This is a genomic window from Arthrobacter sp. 10L430 (assembly GCF_056395245.1).
Window position 1 is genome coordinate 222,582 of sequence record NZ_JBFTJD010000002.1, and the last position, 17,252, is coordinate 239,833.

Sequence of the window (17,252 nt, forward strand, 5' to 3'; positions counted from 1 at the left end):
CTTCCCCCTGCCCTACCGGGATGCTACCGGGAAATTTCGCCGGGTGCGTCGCCGCCCCGCAGGCGGCGCAGTAGCTTGCGCCGGCACGGACCGGCTGCCCGCAGCGGCCGCAGGGCTTCCGCTGCTCCGTCGAGCTGTTAGTCATGATCGGTCCCGGCATGGTCTGTTTGCTTCCCGGCGTCCCCGGCTGCCGTGCGCCGCACTGTGGCCGACGGCCACAGCCGCCGGACATTGAAGGCGCTCCTCGCATTGAAGGCACTCCGGACATTGAAGGCGCCCCTGACATTGGTGGCGCGACGGCGGTTGAGAGCGCTCCGGGCGTCGCCCAGCAGCGATCTCGGCGAGAAGCGCGCCTGCTGGCGCCGCCAGAAGCCCACCGTCCCGGTCATTTCCTTGAGCGACCCGTCAACGATGGTCCAATACTCGCGGACATCTTCCTCGCTGGGTTGGCCGGCGCCGAAAATCGAAGCGTCCGCCCGGTGCGCCAGCAGTGTGGTGGTGGCACTCGTGCTCGGAAAGGTCTCGGCGACCATGGCTGCCGACTCACGCCGCGTCGCGCGGCTGTCCACGGCCGCGCCCATGTCGGTGGCCAGGCTCAGCACCTCGTTCCAGCCGCCGCCCACGCGTTGGGCGGGGTGTCCGTCCGTGAATCGGGCCCTTCGCCGCCGCGACTTCAGCAGGGCGATGAGCACCAGCGGGATGGCAAGGATTCCGAGCGGAATCACGGCAATGCCGATGGCACTCAGGATCGGTCCCCAAAAGAGCCACGGGTTGTTCTTCTTTTCGTCGGCGTCCAGCGCGTCAGGTGAGGAATCCGGCGGAAGATCGGCCGGTTCCTGCGGCGGGGGCGGTGGCTGCAGGACCTGAGGCTTGGGCTTTGACTTATTTTCGGGGTCCGGCGGGATGGGGATGTTGTCCTTGGGCGGCGTGGGGTCGAAGGTGACCCAGCCGACACGGTCGAAGGCCACCTCCACCCAGGCATGGACGTCCTTGCCCAGGATCTTGATTTCGCCGGCACCGTTTTCGGGGCTCTTCGGGTCCGGGTAAAAGCCCATGACCACGCGCGCGGGGATCCCCAGGTGGCGAAGCATGAGGGACATGGCCACGGCGTACTGTTCGTCGTCGCCGAGCATTTGCTTGGCAGTCAGCAGGTCGCGGATGCGGGCAGCGCTGTGTCCGGACACGCTCGGCAGCTGTCCGTCAGCGATGAGCCCGTTGCTGAAGGCACCCGCCTTCTGGAAATGGGCTTCGATCTGCCGGACCCGGTCAATGGCCGTGGGGGCATCGGCCGAGAGATCGTTGGCCTGGGCACCAACCACCGGCGGGATCTCGGAGGCATCCGGGAGCGTCACCTTGGCGAAGTCGTATTGGGTCAGCTGGCCGTGTTCGAGTTTCACCGGATCCGAGACCTGGACGGTGTAGGAATCGCCCGTGGACAGGCCTTTCGTGGTCACTGCCGTGTCGGTTCCGGAATTGAAATACAGCCCTGACGCGGCGCTCGCGGAGCCCGGGGCGAAGCTGAGGCCGGTGGTCTTCCTGCCGCCGGGAACGAAGTAGCCCTGGTAGTCCGCCACCGTGATGTCCAGGGTGTACTCGTTCGTGGGGACAGTTCCCGTGGGATCCGCCAGTGTGTTGATCGACTTGGCGTCGCCCACCTTGCTGAAGTTGCCGGACCCGTTCGGGTCCATGGTGTAGTTGGTGCCGTTAAAGGCATCGAGCGCGCCCAGCCGGACCCGGGCATCCTTGGGGAGCCCCTTGACGACAAACAGTGCGTCGTCCTTCTTGTCCTTGACGAAGTTGCGGAAGCTCGCCAAAGGCGTGACGTAGTCCTTGGGATCAAAAGGCGGCACAACAACGTTGCGCAAGACCCTGCGTTCGTCGCCTGCGGAGATCAGTGGCGATACAGCTGCCGTGACGCCCACCGTCGCCGCAATGACGGCGGCCCCCGCAGCGAGCCGCCGCGTCCGGACCCGTGCGGCGGTTTCGGCGTCGTGCTGGGGACGGTTGACCGACACCTTGCGCGTGTCGGTGCTCCGCAGGCAGTCCCGGCGGAAGGACGCCCACGCAATGGCCACCACAGTCAGGGCAACGCCCCTTTCCACCGTCAGGAACCCCGCATTGGTGCTGAAGGCGATGCCGGTGACAAACAGGAGCAGCACGGGCAGCAGGGGCCAGTACGGGCTCCTGAGCCGCCAGGTCAGCACTCCTGCGGCAACCGCGGCGATGAGCGAGCTGAGGAAGGGGACGATCAGCACTCCCCCGGCCGTACCCACCGGAACCCCGACGGTGAGCATGTCCTTCCAGGCGAAAACGACTCCCAGAAGGAGCGTCCGAAGCGAGTCCGGGCTCGGGATGACTCCGGCGATGGCTGCGCCCGGCACGGCGAGGGCGGTGCCACAAACCAGATACGCGCCAAGTGCCAGGGCGGTGGTGATCAGAAGCCCCAGCCGGAAATGCGCGTTGCAGGCAGCAATGGCCAGGCCAAGAATGATGCCGCCGAATCCTGCCACGAGATAGTACGGGTCGCCGCCGAAGCTGAGGCTGAACCCGAGGACGCCAAGGCCCAGCAGGACGGTGAGCGCACCGGCGTCGAGCAGGAAATGCCACGGCGGCTGGCCGCCGGCGAAGGCGGACGACGGCGGCGAAGCCTGCCGCCGCCGTCGGAGTCCTGTTGCCTGGCTCATGCGGCTGCCTTTCGCAGGACGGCGGGAAGGTCTGACAGGTCGCCGAGGGTCAGCACCGTAAGGTCGGCGATATTCGCCCGCGCCGGTGCAGCATGCTCGTCCACCCGCACGGCAAGGCTGCGGACGCCCGGCGGCACCGAGGCCGCCGCAGAGCGGAGCTGGGTTGGCGTCACATGGCTGCCCACCACGAAGAACACGACGGACGCGTTGGGGACAGTGTCCGCCAGGGTCCGGGCGAGGTCGACGGCGGTCTTCCGCAGCGGGGTGCCCACGATCCGGGTCATGCCGTCGAGCATGGTGCGGCCCGTCTCGCAGCGGAGTGGCCCCGCCTGTGTCAGGACGTCCAGTTCGCGCTGTTCGCGGATGGCCTGCCGGCCGATCGAGGCTGCCGCGGAGATGGCCATTTCAAATTCGTGTACGGAGGCGTACTCATCGGTGTTGATGGACAGTGAGACGGCCAGGTGGGCGCGGCGGGTTTCCTCGAACTGGCGCACCATGAGCTTGCCGGTCCGCGCGGTGGTCTTCCAGTGGATGTGGCGCCGGTCATCGCCCGGCACATAGTCGCGCAGCGCGTGGAACGATACGTCTGCGCTGGAAAGATCGGTGGTGGGCATGCCCTCAAGGTCGCGGATGAATCCGGCCGCGGAACCGGCCAGCGCCACCGTTTTCGGGTGGACGTAGAGGTCCTCGGGCTCCGTCCAGAGGACCTGGCGGCGCAGCAGGTGCAGCGGATCGGCCCGGACAGAACGCACGGGCCCCACCACGATGACCGCACGGCGTGCAGTGGGAATGGTGAACAGGTCCTCGTGCACCTGCTGCGGCTTCATGCGCGGCAGGTGGAAGACGGCCGTCGCCGAGCCAACCGGCAGTTCCAGATCTGCGGGCAGCAGAGGCCGCGCGGAGGTGTTGGACACCACAATGCTCCCCACTGCGCTGTCCCCCACCGCCACCCGGGTACGGGCCAGATCCAGCAGGACGCCGTACGAGGACCTGCCCAGGATAAAACCGACGGCAATGACGAACAGCACGAGCGCTGCGATGGCCGCGGCCTTGGCCTCCTGCCAGCCGTAAGCCTGTCCGGCAGTCCACAGGAGGACCGCTGCCCCGACAACAGACCAGCCGAGGACGCTCACCACCGCCAGCACGGGCTGGATACGGTGTGTCCACCACCGGCTGACCGCACGCCAGGCCGGAACGAGGGCCAGGCCGGCCATGCTGCTGGCCTCTGACCATACTGCCGACGGGTGAAGCCTGCCGGGCCCGCCTGCCTTCGTGACGGGCCGCCCTTCGCCGAAGGGGCGCCGTTCCCCGAACGGCCGGCGGATGCGGTCAGCAAGCCTGGTAAAGGGAGTGCCGGAGGACATGTGGAAACCTTTGTTAGCGATGCTTCGGTGGGTGTCGGTTCGGTAGCTGCCGTGCCTTGGGGGCCGCGTCCTAGACTGCCGCTCGCTGCTGCGGAGCGGCGACGTCGGCCAGTACCCGGGAGAGGACGGCCTCAGGGGTGGCCCCGGAGAACTCGGCCTCGGGGTCCATGACGAAGCGGTGGGTCCAGACCACCGCCGCGAGGTCCTTGATGTCGTCCGGCAGGACGAAATTGCGCCCCTGGCCCGCCGCCCAGACCTTGGCTGCCCGGACCATGGCCAGCGCGCCGCGGACGGAAACGCCGAGGCGGGTCTCCGGGGCATTGCGCGTCTCCTCGCAGAGCCGGGAGATGTACTCGAGCACCGCGGTGTCCACGTGGGTGGTTGCGGCGAGGTCGGCCATGTCCGCCACTGCCTGGGTGGTGATGACCGGCTGCAGGCCCTTGGAGCGGTCCCTGAGGTTGGTGCCGCCCAGCAGCTGGACCGTGGAGGCGTGGTCCGGGTACCCGATGGAGGTCTTGATGAGGAAGCGGTCCAGCTGTGCCTCGGGCAACCGGTAGGTGCCGGCCTGCTCGATCGGGTTCTGGGTGGCCATCACCATGAACGGGCGGCCGGCCTCGTACGTGGTGCCGTCCACCGTAACGCGCGATTCCTCCATGACTTCAAGCAGCGCCGACTGGGTCTTGGGCGATGCGCGGTTGATCTCGTCGGCAAGGACGATGTTGCTGAAGATCGGGCCCTTGTGGAACTCGAACTTCTGCGTTTTCTGGTCGTAGATGGTCACGCCCGTCACGTCCGAGGGCAGCAGGTCCGGGGTGAACTGGATACGGTTGTTGGATCCCTTGACAGTCGCTGCCAGGGCGCGAGCCAGCGACGTCTTACCGGTCCCTGGGGCGTCCTCGAACAGGACATGCCCCTCGGCGAGCATGGCCGTGAAGGTCAGGCGGATGACGTGGGCCTTGCCCAGAACCGCCTGCCCCACGTTGGCCACGAGCTTCTCAAAGGTGGCTGCAAACCACTCGGCCTGCTCGGTTGTCATGGTCATGTGTCGGTCCTCTTCCGTCCGGCCTGCACTTGCAAGCTAAATCCGTGATGCTTCATGTTTCCTGCGGGGCTCGAGGGATCAGCACTGGCCCACGCCGGGGCCTCTGACGTCCACCGTGATGCCCTTGACGTACCAGCCGGAGTGCGGGCCGCCGTTCATCTTGTACCACCGGCCGTTGTTGTTGTAGATGTCGGCCCAGCAGGGCGTGGCGATCCAGCCGTCCGAATAGGACACCCAGTTGGCGTCGCTCCCGCCGCAGCTGCGGGTTGCGGCGTTGTACCGATCCGCGACGCCTGGCTTGCCGGGGCAGCTGTTGTTGTCGCTTCTCTTGACCCTGACCTCAGTCAGCGGCGGCGCGGGATCGGCCCCCGAAGTGGAGGCTGCGGTGTCGGCCGCGCCGCAGTCCTTGATCCCGTTGGTGCCGTTGCAGGCGCGGACCGCCAGGGTATGCCGCTGGCCCCAGCCGCCGCCGGAGTGGTTGTACTGCCGGGTCAGGCCGACGGACTTGAAGCCGGTGCCGTCATAGTTGACCTCATAGCGGTTGATGGGCCGCCCGTTGTTGTTGGGTGCGCTCCATGTCCAGTGCACCTGGGGGTCTCCCTTGGCAGACGTCTCGCCGGAAACCGCCGGTGTGGCGGGCGGGCCATACGGCACTGCTGATCCAATCGCCTTGGCGTCCCCGGACACGTTGTTCTTAGTGGACGTGGCGATGATGTTGACTGTCACGTTCCTGCCGTTGGGCTGGTTCGTGATGGTTCCCCCGCCGGCGGCAATGGGCCCTGAGCCGTAGGCGGTGGACCAGCGGTAGCGGATTTCATCGGCTTGGGAGCCGTTGCGCTGGGCTTCGGTCAGCGGCGTGAACGTCACGTCCAGCTGTCCGCTGTTTCCTGGCGCGCGCACGCTGCCGCTGTTGGCCGTGCCCGGCTTTCCTGCTGCGCGTATGGCCGCCGACTGTGCGCTGGTCCCGGACGTTCCCGCCTTGTTGGTGGCCGACACAGTGAACGTGTAATCGGTTTCGGAGTTTGCCACCGAAACGTTCAGGGACGTTCCGGAAGCCACCTGCTGGCTCTTGACCGCGGTCCCTCCGCGCAGTGTTGTCAGCGTGTAGGCGGACACGGCGTCGCCGTTGTTGTTTGGCGCGGTCCAGTTCACCTGCAGCTGGCTCTGGTTGCCCACGGAGCCGGCGCCGGAAACTGTCGGCGCGGCGGGTGTCACGGGGACTCCGGCTGGGGTTTCCGCGGCGGAGTAGGGGCTCCATTCGGAAGGGTCCCTGGCGTCGTTCTTGGCCAGGACGCGCACTTTGTAGGCAACGCCGTTCTGGAGGCCCTTCCAGACGTAGGTCGCGGCCGTGAGGTTCTGGACCTGCGCATTCTGCCCGGCGGGCGCCGGCGAAATCTCGAGGTCGTAGGACTTGACCGGCGAGCCCTTGCTGGCCGGCGCCTTCCACGTGATGGTGAGCTGTTTGTCGCCAAACCTCATCGCGGGAGCAAGAGGGGTGTCGGGCTTGACGTCGGGGCGGACCTCAGCCGAGACCGGCGAACGATCGGAGTCGCCGAAGTCGTTCGTGGCCGTGACCTGGAAGTGGTATTTGGTGTTGTTCACCAGGTTGTTCAGGGTGCACGAGTTGGCCGGGCAATCCTGCCGGTAGCCGCCTTCGCCGTAGACCGTGTACTTGGTGATGGGTGAGCCGCGGTCCGCGGGCGCGGTCCAGTTCAGCAGGGCGGTCTGGTCACCGACACTTTGCGCCTGCGGCGTGGTGGGCGCAAGCGGCTTGTCCTTGACAGTCAGCCGGATCCGGGCCGTGGCGTAGCGGGAGGCTTCGTCGGTCTTATCCGCCACGGTGTAGGAGACAATGAGCGTTCCGGAAAAACCGGCCGACGGCGTGACCGTCACCGAGTCCCCCGAGGTGGCGGCCGAGCCCTGGCCGGTTTCGGTCGCCACGCCAATGATCTTGAGGGGCACGTCCGGGAAGGGGTTGGAGTCGTTCAACAGCACTTTCACAGTCACGGGCTTGCCGGCCGCCGCATCGGCCTCGATGTCGTCGTTGGCCACCGCCTTGGCGCGGTTGGAGGCAGTGACGGAGAGGCGGAACGTTGCGACGGCTTCCAGCCCGCGCGGGTCCTTCGCCTTGACCTGCACAGAGCCTGCCTCGCCCGGACGCACCCCGTCCTTCGCCGAGACCTTCAGGGATGCGCCGTCGATGTCCGCGTTGAAGCCCTGCGGCACCGCGCCGAGGACTTCGTACTTCATGTTCGGCACGTCGTCCCGGTCCGGGTCGGAGGTCAGCCCGGCCAGGTCTATGCGCGCTGAGTCGCCCTGCGGGACGTCAACGGCTCCGCCCAGCAGCGCAGGCGGGTTGTTTCGGTTCGGGTCAGGCAGGACCTTGGTCCGGATGCTCAGGGTGGACTTCAGGCCGGCAGGATCATCAGGGCCAGAGCCGTCCGTGACTTCAAAGCTGATGGACCCCGGGCCCACGTAATCCTTGCCTGCGGTGTACTCGACTGCGGTGCCGTTGCCTGCCACGGGGTCGCTGCCGTCCGCCCCGATGAGCTTGATCCGGTCGGTCTGGGTCAGGCGGGGTGAGCGGCCTTCCCGGACTTTCACCCACTCCGCCAGGTTTGCCGTGACGGACTGGCCGGCAATGACCTCCAGGACGTCGTCCTTGGCGAGGGTCGGGACCTGCTGCCCGATGCCCGGCACCCAGATAATCGCGGTGGACTTCTTGCCGTCCACGTCCTCGACGCCGTAGGGCACCAACTGCGGCTGCTCGGTCAGTTCGACGATCATGTTGCCGTCCTGGCCCGGGCGGGCGGTTTCGCTCCCGCTGGTGACCTTTAGGTTCTCACCGACGCCATCCGGGTCTTCGTCGTTTTTGAGCACAGGGACGTCGACGGCGGTTTTGCCCAGAGTCTGGGCAGACGTCACCCGGTCATCCCTGGCGATGGGCGCCTGGAGCGGGACCTTGCTGTCCACTTGCATGGTGATGGCCGCCTGCGCCGAGGCGCCGCGCTCGTCGGCAACGGTGTAGCGGACGTTGACGGTGCCCTCAGCTGCGGGTGCCTGCAGGAGAATGCGGCCGCTTTGCTTGCTGACTTCGGCCTTGAGTGCGGCGTCCGCCTCGATGCCGTCGCCCAGGACGCGGATCAGGTCGCCGTCGGGGTCGGTGTCGTTGCCGGCGGCGTCAACGGCGATCTGCCGGCCGGGGCGGACTTTGACCTCATCGTCCACGGGCGTGGGCTTCTGGTTGGTATCGCTGCGCGGCGCGATGCCCACGGTCACGGTGCCCGTGTTCACGGCCCCCTGCCGGTCCACCACCTTGTAGCGGAAGGAATCTGTCCCGCCGCCGTCTCCGGCTGCGACAAAGTCGATGAAGTTGCTTCCGGCCGTCGCTGTGCCCATGCCGGGCGTGCTGTCGATGCCGGTGAGCTGGACGGAGTCGCCGTCGGGGTCTATGCCGTCCAGCGGCACCGGGATCCGCACGGTGCCTGCGGCGACTACGCGGGCTGTCAGGTTCCTGGGCTGCGGACGGGAGTTCTCGGCACCCTCCAGGGGCAGGATGTGGATGGTGACGGCTGCAGCGCTCTTCTGGCCCTGCGGGTCCACGGCGTTGTAGATGGCCCGCACGGTCTTGGGTTGGCTTCCGGCGATGAACCGGAGGGTATTTTCCGACACGAAGCTCTTGCCGTCCTCGGCGGCCACAGGCTGGGGCAGGAGAGGGTCCACTGTCAGTTTTTCGCCCTGCGGATGGGTGTCGTTGTCCAGCACGGGTATGGTGACCACGTCGTTGACGCGGACGTTGACTTCATCGGGTTTAGGCTGCGGCGCCTCCACCACCGCCGGAGCGGGAACCGGGACAACGGAGACGCTGCCTGTGGCGGACGTCCTGCCGTTTGACATGGTGTAGCGGAACAGGAACGGGTCCTTGGCGCCGGCGATGTCGGTGATCCGCAGGACGCTGTGATCGAGCACGCTGACCGAGGCGGTGGTGTTTTCCGGCAGTGCGACGGATTGCAGCACCAGGACGCCACCGGACGGATCGGAATCGTTGGCGAGAGGGTCCAGGAGCACACTGCCGCCCACCGGCATGAGGGCGACGTCGTGCACTGCGACGGGCTTTCCCGTGTCCTTGCCTGATTCGACGTCCACCCGGATCAGGCCCTGGCTGCTCTGCGGACCGTTGCTGGCAATGTACGTCAGGTAGACGGGGCCGGGAGTCCGGCTGCGGAAGGTGAAGGTCCCGCCGTCCGTGACGGGGCCGAGTTCCGCGGGCCCGCTGGCCTCCACCTGAGCGAGGCGCAGGGCGCCGCCGTTGGGGTCGACGTCGTTCTTTAGGGGCGCGATGACAAGATCCTGGCCGACGACGGCGGTCACATGGTCGGCGTTAACGACGGGCGCCAGGGCGCCAGGCGGCTGGACGTTCACCACCACTTTTCCGGTGGTGGTGGCCCGTCCGTCCCACACGGATACCGTGACGCTTTTCTTGCCGGCTGTGGCCCCGGAGTCCTGGAAGGTGAGCAGCCCGTCGCGGCGGACCTTCACCTGGTCCTGCTCGTTATCGGCGGTCGCTGACATGAGGACGAGGTCGTCGCCGTCGGGATCGGCCCAGTCCGTGAGGATGTTCTGGCTCACGGTCTTGCCCTGCTCCACGAGCAGGGTGGTGGGATCGCCGCGCTTGAAGGCCGGCGGCCTGTTCTCGTCCGGGCCCACCACGTTCAGCGTGACCTTGCCGCCGGCAGACAGCCCGCGGCCGTCGGCCGCGCTGTAGTCGAAGGCCTCCGTCCCGGGTGCAGCGTCGGCGGGGACGGTGATCTGGAACGCTGATCCGCCGTAGATGCTTTCGAGGCTTCCCGATTTTGGGCTCTCGTTCCCCACGGAGGCGGTGAGGACGTCGCCGTCGGGGTCGGAGTCGTTGTCCAGCACGCTCAGGACGGTGGTGCGGCCGGGCCGTACGCCGACGGCGTCGGATTTGGTTACCGGGGGACGGTTCGGTTTGGTGCGGTCCGGCAGGATGTTGATGGTGTTGTTGTCCGCGGACTCCTCGTCCTGGTCATCGGACTGGTTCTTCGGCGGAACCACATCGTCCCAGTTGTTGACCAGCTGCATGTTCTGGTTGACCAGCCAGACGTTCCCGGAATTGACGTCGTTGAGCACCACGACATCACGGTTGACGCGGAACACGTAGCTTGGCGACGTGCTGGCCTTAGGGACCGCCACGTTTTTGTCGTCCGAGTCGTTGGCGCAGTCGCGGACATACTTGTTCGCACCGGACCAGGCGGCGTGCACGCAGCCGCCAAGTTGCACGGGGGCAGCGGGAACGCCCTGCCCGCCAAAGGTGACGGTCTTCGCCGTCGAGCCGTCCAGCGGCTGCTTCAGCAGCGCCTTGGGAGTGGCCACTGCCACGGAGTCCGACGCCGGACCGGACTGCTGGAGCTTCGCGTCCCGCGCGTCCGGCAAAGCCACCTCGCGGCCGCCCGGAAGGAACAGCCGCCCGGCGGCGGCATCCAGGGCCACCGGCTGGTCCCCCACCACAGCAAGCTGAAGATCGCCCGCACCCTTCAGGCCGTTCCACGTGCTGGACTGGGTATCGGTGGGCTCGCCGTTTGAGTTCACGGCGGTGACCGTCACATGCCCGGTTTTGGGATCCGCGGAATAGACCCTGTCATCGGACCCGACGGCGGACACCAGCCCCTGCGAGCCCGCCACCGCCGGATCGCTGGACTCCTCATCGAAGGCATTGACGGTTGACGGCGACATCGCCCACATCTTGCCGGCGGCGGGGTCCGTGACGGAGATGACCTCCGTGCCGAAGCTGACCTGCGCAGAGCCCGGAAGCTTTTTGTCCCCGCCCAGCCGCATGTTCGCCGCGGACACCTGGTTCAGGGTTGAGCCCGACGCGTCATCAACAAACACTTTGCCGGCGTTCTGCAGGACGTCGAACGTGGTGCTGGCCGGGGTCACGGCTCCGTCCAGGACGCTCGACGGGTAGTTCAGCCGGCCCACGGCGTTACGGGCCTTGCTGACCACCCACACGCCGCCGTCGTTCAGGTCCACCTCGGTGGTTTTGAAGCCAGGGTAGATGACGGCGCCGGCCACGAGGGCTGCTGCGGCCGCGGAAAAAACGGTACCGGTGATGAGCTTGTTGCGGCGGTTCCTGAGCCCCAGCCTGCCGAACAAAGTTGACACAGCGTTATTATTCCCCCGAAATCACAGCCGCCTGAGTGCAGCCTGCGGACCCCTGGTGAACACCAGAGGCCGTGACATTCCGCCACTCCCCCATAGAGACGCCGGAACAATTCTGAGTTCCGACTATTACATGGGCGCTGGCGGCTTGTCCAAGGAGAGCCCGGTGCGGGGCTCTCCTTTACCCGGCAAGCCTACCCACGGGCGCTGCGATCCGCGATGGGGAGGGCTGCCCACTGGCCTCAGTCCAGGACCAGGCCCTTGCCCTGGCCCCGTGCCAGCATCACGGGCTGGATCTCGCCGAAGCCGCGGACGTTCTCCGCTTCCTTGGGGAGGAGGACAAAGCGCTCGTCCCGGTCGAGGGCGGCGGCGGTCATGGAGTCCACCAGCACAGTGCCCGGATCAGCCAGCGTCGTCAGGCGCGCGGCAAGGTTGACTGTGGGCCCGTAGATGTCGCCCAGGCGGGACAGAATCCGTCCCCACACCATCGCAACCCGGGCCTCGGGAAGGATTTCGTCCCTGGTGAAGGCCTCAGCCAACGCCAGTGAGATCTCCGCGCCGGCCGCGGGGGTCTCGGCGATGTAGAGCACTTCGTCGCCCACGGTCTTCACAAGCCGGCCGCCGCCTACGGAGATGATCTCGGCGCATTTGTTTTCAAACCGCTGCACCAGCTTGGCCAGGGTTTTTTCGTTCATCCGGCGGGAAAGGCTTGTGTAGGACACCAGGTCGGCGAAGCCCACGGCCCGCGCCAGGGGCAGCGGAGCGTCGTCCTCGTCCCCTTCGCGGCCTTCCTCACTGGCCTGAAGCCCGGCCTCGGCCCGGACGGCCAGTCGCTGGACCGCCGCGTTAAGCTGGCGCCGCCACGAGTAGACGAGCATCTCCTCAAGCGGGTCCACAAGCGCGGGAAGTTCATTCACCAGGCGCTTGCGGGCCATGGCGTCCGTGACGCCCTGCTCATGGACCATGTCCTCCACGAGTGCCTCGATCTGCCAGACCACCATCCGGTCGGTCATCTGGCCGATGGCACGTGTGACGGAAATGGCTGCCTCTTCGGTGAGCTTGCCGGTGCGGACCAGGTCCACCACGGTATTCAGGGCGGCCTGGTCGCGTTCGGTGAAGGCAACGTCATCGTCACCGAGGTTGGGGAACCCCAGGGCGCGCCACAGCTTCCGTGCCGACAGCAGCGAGAGTCCCGCACCACCGGCCACTTCGCGGCGGCGCAGCTTGCGCTCACCGCCGAGCAGCCTGGTCTCCAGGGCCTTCATGGCTATCCGCTCGGCGGACATGGTTGCGGTGGGAGGAGACCCGACGGCGGCATCGGTCACCTCGCCGGCGCCCTGTCCCTGGCTCATGCGCTGATCCTCATCGCTCATCTCTTCCACCTTCTCTCACATCCCGCGGAAACCCGGCGTCGGACTCGTCCGCCGCGTGACCCCATTCCAAAAACTCTTCCTTCGGAAGCTCGTCCAGCGCGTCCAGTACGAACCTGTGAAACGTGGCCACTTCCGGCACATCCCGGAGTACGGCTCTGAATTGGTGCCCGGCATCCAAGGATATAGTCCCCGAGCGCAACATCCGCTGGAGCACGGTCTGGGTGACCGTGACATTACGCACCGACGCCAGGAACACCTGCTGGTCGCGCCGGCGGAGCATGCCGTAGCGCGCCAGTATCCTCCGGTTCGTCAGGAAGTAGCGCGTGCCCTGCCACCGCAGCAGCCGCGGCAGGCAATAGCCGCAGATGGCCCACAGCGCGGCGAGCACACATCCGGCCACCAGCCAGAAGGTCCAGTCGGCGGAAACCACCGGAAGCAAGCTCCGCAGCCCGCCCCGGATAATCCAGGCGCTGGCGAAGGCGGCGAGCGCCGGGACGAGAATGAACACCACCGCCGGCATGAACAGCATCCTGGGCTGCGGGCGGGTCACTACTATGACCTGCTCCCCCGGCAGGAGGTCTTTACGCATTGCCGCTTTCCGTGGACGCCTCCGGCGGGGACCAGGGACGCAGGTGGACCACGTCGCCGGCCGTCACCACATGCTCGTGGGCCGAGGCGTCCACCACCAGGAGGGAGCCGGAGTCGTCGAGCCGGGAGGCATGCCCGGTGATTTCGTGGTCGCCGGGGAGGTGCGCGCGCACCTGCTGGCCCAGCGTCACCATGACGGCTTCAATCCGCTTGTGGAGTGAGGGACCGCCGGCGAGACCGGCTGTGGGGTCGCCGTCGGCGTTGCAGAAGCTGCGGTAGAGCGTGCAGAAGCGGGACAGGTAGCTTTTCAGGAGTGCGGTGCGGTCCACTGTCCCGGCACGTTCAAGCTGAACCGAGGTGGCGGTGGGGACCGGCAGTTCCGGCTCGGTCAGCGTGACGTTCAGCCCGGTACCCAGGATCACGGGGGGCACGGAGCCGTCCCCCATCGGACCGAGCTGGGCCAGGATGCCGGCGATCTTCTTGCCCCGGACCAGGACGTCGTTGGGCCATTTGAGTTCAGCCCGCAGCCCGGCAGTCTCCAGCAGTGCGTCCCGGAGCGCGAGGGCGGCCAGGAGCGAGAGCCAGGAGTAGGTCTGTGTGGGCAGCGGCCGGCCGTCCGCGTTGACCGGTCGAAGGACGATCGAGACCAGGACTGAGCTGCGCGCGGGCGCCTCCCAGATGCGGTCCAGCCTCCCGCGGGCGGCCGTCTGGTGCTCGGCGGTGAGGACGGCAAGGTCCTGCCACGCCTTGGGCTCGACGGTGACGGCGCGCAGGAGGTCGGCGTTGGTGGAGCCGGTGGTGTCCACCACCTGCAGCTGGGAGATGCCGTGTGCGGACAGGAATTCCACGCTGGACAGGGCATCCCGGTCCAGGGCGGGGCGCTCCGGCAGCCCCTTCGCTCCGGTCAGGTTTTCCTGCGCTTCAGGGCTTTCGTCAGGGCGTGCGGCATCCATAGTTGCATCCTATCGAGTTGCCGGGCAGGAGCGGCCGATCCGGGGCAGCAGCCAGGGAAATCAGAGGAAGATGTCAGGAACCAGCCGATCCTCGGCGGCGCCCAGGCTGTAGGGCCGGAAATCAGTCACGCCCGTGGCGGCAAGCACCTGTTCATCCGTGTAGAAGTTCCCCGTTGCCGCGGCGCCCTCCTTGACGTTGCTGCCGGTCAGCACGGCGTGGGCCGCGTCCGCCATGATTTGGGGGCCGCGGGCGGCTTGTACGATCGCCTCCCCTCCCGGCATGTTCCGGATGGCGGCGGTATCAATCAGGGTGCAGGGCCACAGTGAGTTGACGCGGACGCCGTCCGCTTTGAGCTCCTCCGCCAGGCCCAGGGTGGTCAGGCTCATGCCGTACTTGGCCATGGTGTAGGCGAGATGCATGCCTGCCCACTTGGGGTCAAGGTTCAGGGGCGGCGAGAGCGTGAGGATGTGGCCGCCGTCGGATTTTCGCAGCGCAGGCAGGGCCAGCTTGGACAGCAGGAAGGTGCCCCGGACGTTGATGTCCTGCATGAGGTCGTACCGCTTCATGTCCACTGCGTCCGTCCGGGACAGATCAATGGCTGACGCGTTGTTGATCACTATGTCGATCCCGCCAAAGTGTTCGACGGCGGCGGCGACCGCGCGCGCGACGTCGTCGTCATTGCGGACGTCCCCGACCAGGGGAAGAGCCTTTCCGCCGGCGGCTTCCACCTCCCCGGCGGCGCTGAAGACAGTGCCCTGGAGTTTCGCGTGGGGCTGGCCGGTCTTGGCCAGCAGCACCACGTTGGCACCGTCGCGCGCCGCGCGCAGCGCGATCGCCAGGCCTATGCCGCGGCTCCCGCCGGACATCAGAATGGTGCGGCCCTGAAGCGAACCGGCGGCTTGGTAGGGCGTTGCAGTGGGAGGAAAAGCATCATCGCTTGAAGTCATAGGGACACTCTAGCCGCATTATGTTACCGGCGAGTAACATGCATGTCCCCGCCGCCGCCACGGACGAAAATTGTAGGATCCCTACAGCGGCCTGCGCAATAAGCGTCACTAGACTAGCCATCAGGGCCTTTGATTTGTACGGAAGCTACTTAACGGAGTTTCTCACCATCGCAACAGGTGCCCGCGTTACGCTGCTACAACACCGATCAGCTACAGAGCCGGAGACACTTCATGAGCCACGATCTGACCACGACGGCGGGAAAGATTGCCGATTTCCGCGACCGCCAGGCCAGCGCAGAGCAGCCCTCCGGCCCGGAAGCGATCGAGAAGCAGCATGCCCGCGGCAAGAACACCGCCCGCGAGCGCATCGACCTGCTCGTGGACGCCGGCTCCTTCGTCGAGTTCGATGCCCTGGCCGTGCACCGCTCCACCGCGTTCGGCATGGAAAAGAAGAAGCCGCTGGGCGACGGCGTCGTGTCCGGCTACGGCACCGTGGACGGACGCCTTGTGGCGCTCTACAGCCAGGACTTCAGCGTCTACGGCGGTTCGCTGAGCCAGGTTAACGGCGAAAAGATTGTCAAGGTCCAGGAGTTCGCGCTGCGCAACGGCTGCCCGGTGGTGGGCATCAACGACGGCGGCGGCGCCCGCATCCAGGAGGGTGTGGCCTCGCTGGCGATGTTCGCGGACATCTTCCGCAACAACGTGCACGCCTCCGGCGTCGTCCCGCAGATCTCCCTCATCATGGGCCCCTGCGCCGGCGGCGCCGCGTACTCCCCCGCCCTTACCGACTATGTGGTGATGGTGGACAAGACCTCCCACATGTTCATCACCGGCCCCGACGTCATCAAGACCGTCACTGGCGAGGATGTGGACATGGAGACGCTGGGCGGCGCCCGGCAGCACAATGCGACCACGGGCACCTCCACCTACCTGGCGTCGGATGAAGCCGATGCGATCGAGTTCGTCCGGGAACTGCTGGACTTCCTGCCCTCCAACAACCTTTCCGAGGCCCCCGTCCTGGAGCACCAGCAGGACCTGGAGCTCGACGACGACGACCTCGCCCTGGACACGCTGATCCCGGACTCGGCGAACCAGCCGTACGACATGCGCAAGGTCATCGAGCAGATCGTCGATGACGCCCACTTCCTGGAGATGCAGTCCCTGTACGCCCCGAACGTGATCATCGGCTACGGCCGGGTCGAAGGCCACACTGTCGGCATCGTGGCCAACCAGCCCATGCAGTTCGCCGGCACCCTGGACATCTCGGCCTCCGAGAAGGCAGCACGCTTTGTGCGGCACTGCGACGCCTTCAACATTCCCATCATCACCCTCGTGGACGTGCCGGGCTTCCTGCCGGGCAAGGACCAGGAGTTCCAGGGCATCATCCGCCGCGGCGCCAAACTCCTGTACGCCTACGCCGAGGCCACGGTGCCCAAGCTCACCGTGATCACGCGGAAGGCCTACGGCGGCGCCTACATCGTGATGGGCTCCAAGAAGCTCGGCGCCGACCTCAACCTCGCCTGGCCCACTGCCCAGATCGGCGTCATGGGCGCTCAGGGTGCCGTCAACATCCTCTACCGGCGCGAGCTCGCCGCCGTCGCCGAGGCGGGCGGGGACGTTGAGGCCAGGCGCGCCGACGTCATCCGGCAGTACGAGGAGGAGCTGCTCAACCCGTACCAAGCTGCGGAACTCGGTTATCTTGACGCGGTCATCGCCCCGTCGGACACCCGGCTGCAGATTATCAAGGGACTCCGGGCGCTCCGCGACAAGCGCGCCAGCCTCCCCACCAAGAAGCACGGAAACATCCCGCTGTGACCCCGGCAACCGATCCATCGGAAATTCCGGCCGCAAAGCGGCCGGTTGAGCCCGTCGAAACCGCGGCGCCCGAAACCCCGCTCTTCTCGGTCGTCAAAGGAGAACCGACGCCCGAGGAGCTGGCGGCGCTGACCGCCGTCGTCCTTTCCATCGGCTCAGCCGAGACGGCCGATTCCACGAAGCCAAGCGTTCGCCACTGGGTGCGCCGGGAGCAGCTGCGGCTGGCGCCGACGCCCGGTCCGGGCGCCTGGAAGCGAAGCCGGGGCTAGCCCCCGCAAAGTTCAGTAAGTCTTTCATAACTGGGC

At 66.9% G+C, this 17,252-nt stretch carries 10 protein-coding genes; 2 read left to right on the forward strand and 8 right to left on the reverse strand.

Annotated elements, in window-relative coordinates; all coding sequences use genetic code 11:
- Positions 1 to 137 precede the first annotated feature (137 nt).
- The 8 genes from AC1DDG_RS03255 to AC1DDG_RS03290 all read right to left on the reverse strand — a co-directional run bounded on the left by AC1DDG_RS03255 (position 138) and on the right by AC1DDG_RS03290 (position 15,132).
- Complete coding sequence (locus tag AC1DDG_RS03255; RefSeq protein WP_476874930.1) at positions 138 to 2,684, reverse strand: transglutaminase-like domain-containing protein; 2,547 nt, start codon at positions 2,682 to 2,684, stop codon at positions 138 to 140.
- On the reverse strand, positions 2,681 to 4,048 hold the full coding sequence (locus tag AC1DDG_RS03260) for a DUF58 domain-containing protein (protein WP_476874931.1): 1,368 nt from the start codon (positions 4,046 to 4,048) through the stop codon (positions 2,681 to 2,683). Before AC1DDG_RS03260 ends, AC1DDG_RS03255 begins: the two co-directional genes overlap by 4 nt.
- Positions 4,049 to 4,118: 70 nt before the next feature.
- Entirely contained in the window at positions 4,119 to 5,090 is a 972-nt protein-coding gene (locus tag AC1DDG_RS03265) for an AAA family ATPase (protein ID WP_476874932.1), read from the reverse strand.
- A 78-nt stretch (positions 5,091 to 5,168) separates the two neighbouring features.
- Positions 5,169 to 11,273 carry an Ig-like domain-containing protein gene (locus AC1DDG_RS03270; protein ID WP_476874933.1) on the reverse strand — a complete coding sequence of 2,035 codons (6,105 nt, stop codon included), beginning with the start codon at positions 11,271 to 11,273 and terminating at the stop codon, positions 5,169 to 5,171.
- A 239-nt stretch (positions 11,274 to 11,512) separates the two neighbouring features.
- Positions 11,513 to 12,622 carry an adenylate/guanylate cyclase domain-containing protein gene (locus tag AC1DDG_RS03275; protein WP_476875021.1) on the reverse strand — a complete coding sequence of 370 codons (1,110 nt, stop codon included), beginning with the start codon at positions 12,620 to 12,622 and terminating at the stop codon, positions 11,513 to 11,515.
- A 10-nt stretch (positions 12,623 to 12,632) separates the two neighbouring features.
- Positions 12,633 to 13,232, reverse strand: a complete 600-nt coding sequence (locus tag AC1DDG_RS03280) for a PH domain-containing protein (protein ID WP_476874934.1) — start codon at positions 13,230 to 13,232, stop codon at positions 12,633 to 12,635.
- Positions 13,225 to 14,184 carry a biotin--[acetyl-CoA-carboxylase] ligase gene (locus tag AC1DDG_RS03285; RefSeq protein ID WP_476874935.1) on the reverse strand — a complete coding sequence of 320 codons (960 nt, stop codon included), beginning with the start codon at positions 14,182 to 14,184 and terminating at the stop codon, positions 13,225 to 13,227. Before AC1DDG_RS03285 ends, AC1DDG_RS03280 begins: the two co-directional genes overlap by 8 nt.
- A 60-nt stretch (positions 14,185 to 14,244) precedes the next feature.
- The gene (locus AC1DDG_RS03290; protein WP_476874936.1) at positions 14,245 to 15,132 is read right to left on the reverse strand and encodes an SDR family oxidoreductase; all 888 of its coding nucleotides are present in this window, start codon (positions 15,130 to 15,132) and stop codon (positions 14,245 to 14,247) included.
- A gap of 231 nt (positions 15,133 to 15,363) precedes the next feature.
- Here AC1DDG_RS03290 and AC1DDG_RS03295 point away from each other — a divergent pair, with 231 nt between their 5' ends.
- Both AC1DDG_RS03295 and AC1DDG_RS03300 read left to right on the forward strand, forming a co-directional pair.
- Positions 15,364 to 16,947 carry an acyl-CoA carboxylase subunit beta gene (locus AC1DDG_RS03295; RefSeq protein ID WP_476874937.1) on the forward strand — a complete coding sequence of 528 codons (1,584 nt, stop codon included), beginning with the start codon at positions 15,364 to 15,366 and terminating at the stop codon, positions 16,945 to 16,947.
- Between the two features lie 23 nt (positions 16,948 to 16,970).
- A complete protein-coding gene (locus AC1DDG_RS03300; protein ID WP_230119925.1) occupies positions 16,971 to 17,216 on the forward strand; it encodes an acyl-CoA carboxylase subunit epsilon in 246 nt (81 codons plus the stop codon).
- Positions 17,217 to 17,252 lie beyond the last annotated feature (36 nt).

Coding starts and splice junctions, on each gene's coding strand:
- AC1DDG_RS03275 (WP_476875021.1), bottom strand. CDS start 12,622: ATGAGCCAGGGACAGGGCGCCGGCGAGGTGACCGATGCCGCCGTCGGG.
- AC1DDG_RS03265 (WP_476874932.1), bottom strand. CDS start 5,090: ATGACCATGACAACCGAGCAGGCCGAGTGGTTTGCAGCCACCTTTGAG.
- AC1DDG_RS03295 (WP_476874937.1), top strand. CDS start 15,364: ATGAGCCACGATCTGACCACGACGGCGGGAAAGATTGCCGATTTCCGC.
- AC1DDG_RS03290 (WP_476874936.1), bottom strand. CDS start 15,132: ATGACTTCAAGCGATGATGCTTTTCCTCCCACTGCAACGCCCTACCAA.
- AC1DDG_RS03255 (WP_476874930.1), bottom strand. CDS start 2,684: ATGAGCCAGGCAACAGGACTCCGACGGCGGCGGCAGGCTTCGCCGCCG.
- AC1DDG_RS03285 (WP_476874935.1), bottom strand. CDS start 14,184: ATGGATGCCGCACGCCCTGACGAAAGCCCTGAAGCGCAGGAAAACCTG.
- AC1DDG_RS03280 (WP_476874934.1), bottom strand. CDS start 13,232: ATGCGTAAAGACCTCCTGCCGGGGGAGCAGGTCATAGTAGTGACCCGC.
- AC1DDG_RS03260 (WP_476874931.1), bottom strand. CDS start 4,048: ATGTCCTCCGGCACTCCCTTTACCAGGCTTGCTGACCGCATCCGCCGG.